Genomic DNA, 3,884 nt, shown 5'->3' with positions numbered 1-3,884 from the left:
TTTACTTTAACTATATTCTGTTCAATTTTCAAAGACCATTTACTCTGTCGCACCGAAGCGACTTCCTTATCTTATCATCTCTTGCGACATCTGTCAACAACTTTTTTTAAAAGTTTTTGTCGTATTTCGTAAGCGACAATGAATATCATATCACTTCAACAATTACTTGTCAACAACTTATTTTTATAAGTTTTTGTAGTATTTTGTCATCAGTAACGAGTTTTATCTTATCACTATATATTACTTATGTCAATAACTTTTTGTATTTTTATTAAATAATAATATAATTTCAAATTAAGTGAGTTAATTGCTTTATTTAGACTTTATATTTCCTAGTAGGTTTAGTATCTAAAATATAGCATTTACTCACTTAACTTGCTTTGAAAGTAGAAACAATATTTATACTTCTATCTATTAAATATTGTTTTTATTGAATCCAACAAACTCAGTTTTGATATTGCCTTATCCTTATCTATATTACGTGTTAAATCCATTATAGGCTTAATTTTATATATTGTATCCTTATATCCTTTAGATATTCTTTTTCTAATTACATCTGTATTAAAATCCATCATTCCTTTTAAATCAGCACCTTCGCCTTCCTCTGAGTTGATCTGTATTATATTAGTATTAGGATACATCTCTGTATTTATATGACTATCCGCTGATAATTGAACTACTATTATAATATCACAATGCTCTCCATATACAGGTTGTATTGGCACATTATCAACAATTCCACCATCTAGATAACTAATATTATCTATTATAGGAGAATCATATATTAACGGAACTGCTGATGTTGCATATAATATCTGCTTTATAATCTCTTCTGAATATTCATTAATATTGAAGTATTGTGCTTTTATTTCCGGAATACTAGTACATGTTGCAAATCCCTTTATCTTAGAATTTTTAATCTTTTTAAAATCAACTTTTTTTAATATGTCATTCAATCCCTCTCTTGATAAGGTTCCCCCTTTAACAACTGTAGGTATATATTTTTTTATAAATGACATATTTTTAGCACCTAAAAAAAATAATATCCCTTTTACAATTAAATCTTTTTCTTCTAATGGTAGAATCTCTTCTTTTGTTAAGCTACACCAAATTTCTTCAGCCAAATTAAAGTTTCCCTGTAAAAATAACATAGCATTTAATGCTCCTATAGAGGTTCCAGAAACAACTTCTATATATTTATCTATGTTTAATTCAGATAAAGCTTTCCAAACACCTATTTGATAAGCTCCTCTTGAACCACCTCCAGCTAAAACCAACCCTACCTTCATACTATCCTCCTAATTATTTCTCACAACCTAAAGCTTTAATAATTATAAGTGCAGTATCTTCTATAGCTCTTTGAGTAACATCTATAGTCTTGCATCCCAATTTTCTAATAATTTTATCTGAGAAATCAAATTCCTCTAATATTCTAGCATCACCTGCATATTCAATATTAGACGGTATTCTATGAAACTTATCTAATCTTCGTTTTCTAATTTCTATTAATTGTAATGGATTTATTGTTAATCCAAATATTTTATGTTTATCTATTTCGAATAATTCCTTTGGCACTTCTACTTCTGGAACCAAAGGAATATTAATAGCCTTAATTCCTTTATTAGCTAAATACATACATAATGGTGTTTTAGAAGTTCTAGATAATCCAACTAAAACAACATCAGCATTTTTTAATCCTCTATAATCTTTACTATCATCATATTGCATAGCAAATTCCATTGCCTCAATTCTTTTAAAGTATGCTTCATCTGTTTTCCACATAGCTCCTGGATTATATTGTGGTTGTTCATTTAAAATTGATGATGCAACATTAATTATAGGACCTAATACATTTACGATAGATACATTACTTTCTATACATTTTTGTGTTAGGTATTCCCTTACATTTACAGTAATAATAGTTGATACAATCATAGCATTTTCACAAGATTTAATATCATTAATAAGTTCTTGTACATCCTCTAAACTCTTAACATAAGGAATTCTTCGTACTTCAACATTTTCTGAAAACTGACTTGCTGCAGCTTCTGCTACCTGTTCGGCTGTTTCTCCTATTGAATCTGATACCGCAAAAATTGTTAGCATATTTAATACCCTCCTATTTCTCTCAATTAAACTAAATTCTCTTACATCTATTATTATACCAACTTTTTTCAAATAATTGCTAATATGATGAATTATAATATCTATTATGATAAAATCAAAATATACTTAATTTAACTTAAGGAGGAGCTCATGAAAAATTCACTTAATAAAGATAAAATAATTACAATTGGAATATTACCGATTATGTGGCTAGTATATTTCTTGTTTGAAATAATTAGTGGTAGAGTTAAAGATTTTTATACTCTTATACTGAATCTTTCTTTGCTTTTAGTATTTGCATTAGTTGGAGCTATTATCTATAAATGTAGCACCAAAAATTTAAACGGCTTAAATAATAGAGCATTAATTATTACCTTCCTAATTCTAATGCTATTAGATCAAGGACTTAAAGTGATTATTAAGACTAATTTCTTTCATTATTATTTCGAAATAATTCCAGACTTTCTTTCATTTAATCCTATAATAAATACTCAAGGCTCATGGCTAAATGCTCGATTTAATTTTAATATTGGTTTTTCATTATTAATTTTAATTAATGGAATAGCTTTATTTCTATTTATTGAGTTGTATAGATACGTAAAATATAAAGGTCATAAAAACTTTTGGATAGATATGTGCTTCATCTTTATCTTTGCTGGAGCTTTATGTTCTCTTATAGATAAAGTGTTTTATGGTGGTAGCTTGGATTTCATAGGAATAAGTGATTTATTTATAGCTGATTTCAAAGATATATATATAAACTTAGGTTTGCTATTTTTTATTATGTCTTGTTATAAAAATGGTTTCTTTTCTGAAACAGAAGAAACATCTTTAAAAGACGATTGGAATTCTGTAAAAAAATTTATTATATTCATTAAGAAAGATTTATTAAGTATATTAAAAAAGGAAAAGGTATAAATACCTTTTCCTTTTTATATATATATTATTATGCTAAGCAAGTTTCCTATTAAAAAATCACTTCTATGATAGAAGTGATTTTTGGTGGCTTACCGGGGAATCGAACCCCGGACACCTTGATTAAAAGTCAAGTGCTCTACCGACTGAGCTAGTAAACCATATTACCTGGCAACGTTCTACTCTTCCACACAGTCCCCCGTGCAGTACCATCGACGCTGTAGAGCTTAACTTTCCTGTTCGGAATGGGAAGGAGTGTTTCCTCTACGCCATCATCACCAGATATTCATTATTTTTTTTATTTGTCTCTCAACAATTATTTATTATATAGATATATTCTACATATGTCAACATATTTTTTTAAAATAATTTTATTTTTCTCTAATTTCTTTTTTTTATACATAATAATATGTATTTAATTCTATTTTATAAGTATATCTTATTTATATTTCATCTAAAATTTTTATTCATTATAATTTATACTCTAATTTTAAAGTGTCCAAGTCCAATAAATGTATCCAATATTACACTATATAAATATAAAATTAATTTTCCACATCAATATTTAATTTATCCACAATTTCAAGCATAATTTCAATTTATTATGTTAATATATTTTGAAGTTAAAAATTAAATTATACATACTATATATTTAAAAATATAATTTTTGATTTTAGTTGCAAATTAGTATTGTCCAATATGTGATTTTAAAATTCATTTTATATTAGTATTATAATTATTTTTACAAACAAAAAAGTCTTAATTTATCATTTGATAAACTAAGACTTTTGGTGCGCCATCACGGGTTCGAACCGGGGACACCCTGATTAAGAGTCAGGTGCTCTACCAACTGAGCTAATAGC

The 3,884-nt window shown here is 26.9% G+C and carries 3 protein-coding genes, 1 tRNA gene and 1 rRNA gene; 1 reads left to right on the top strand and 4 read right to left on the bottom strand.

What is annotated here, in order from left to right:
• Nucleotides 1–407: 407 nt before the first annotated feature.
• Both ABUA17_RS18500 and ABUA17_RS18495 read right to left on the bottom strand, forming a co-directional pair.
• Nucleotides 408–1,289 (bottom strand): patatin-like phospholipase family protein, encoded by an 882-nt coding sequence (locus tag ABUA17_RS18500; RefSeq protein WP_055292501.1) that lies wholly within the window; start codon nt 1,287–1,289, stop codon nt 408–410.
• Between the two features lie 13 nt (nt 1,290–1,302).
• Nucleotides 1,303–2,106 carry a pyruvate, water dikinase regulatory protein gene (locus ABUA17_RS18495; RefSeq protein ID WP_042403012.1) on the bottom strand — a complete coding sequence of 268 codons (804 nt, stop codon included), beginning with the start codon at nt 2,104–2,106 and terminating at the stop codon, nt 1,303–1,305.
• A gap of 150 nt (nt 2,107–2,256) precedes the next feature.
• Between ABUA17_RS18495 and ABUA17_RS18490 the strand changes: the two genes are divergently transcribed.
• Nucleotides 2,257–3,024, top strand: coding sequence for a signal peptidase II (locus ABUA17_RS18490; RefSeq protein WP_042403014.1), 768 nt, complete (start codon nt 2,257–2,259; stop codon nt 3,022–3,024).
• Nucleotides 3,025–3,106: 82 nt separating this feature from the next.
• Here ABUA17_RS18490 and ABUA17_RS18485 read toward each other — a convergent pair.
• A tRNA-Lys gene (locus ABUA17_RS18485) sits at nt 3,107–3,182 on the bottom strand.
• Between the two features lie 5 nt (nt 3,183–3,187).
• Nucleotides 3,188–3,304: ribosomal RNA gene (gene rrf / locus ABUA17_RS18480) — 5S ribosomal RNA — on the bottom strand.
• Nucleotides 3,305–3,884 lie beyond the last annotated feature (580 nt).

This window comes from Clostridium sp. RTP31139st1_H3_RTP31139_211217, from assembly GCF_040227035.1.
Classification (GTDB): Bacteria; Bacillota; Clostridia; order Clostridiales; family Clostridiaceae; genus Clostridium; species Clostridium saudiense.
Note: the sequence above shows the minus strand (reverse complement) of the source record. Positions and strands in the feature narration are given on the sequence as shown.

Coding starts and splice junctions, on each gene's coding strand:
- ABUA17_RS18500 (WP_055292501.1), bottom strand. CDS start 1,289: ATGAAGGTAGGGTTGGTTTTAGCTGGAGGTGGTTCAAGAGGAGCTTAT.
- ABUA17_RS18495 (WP_042403012.1), bottom strand. CDS start 2,106: ATGCTAACAATTTTTGCGGTATCAGATTCAATAGGAGAAACAGCCGAA.
- ABUA17_RS18490 (WP_042403014.1), top strand. CDS start 2,257: ATGAAAAATTCACTTAATAAAGATAAAATAATTACAATTGGAATATTA.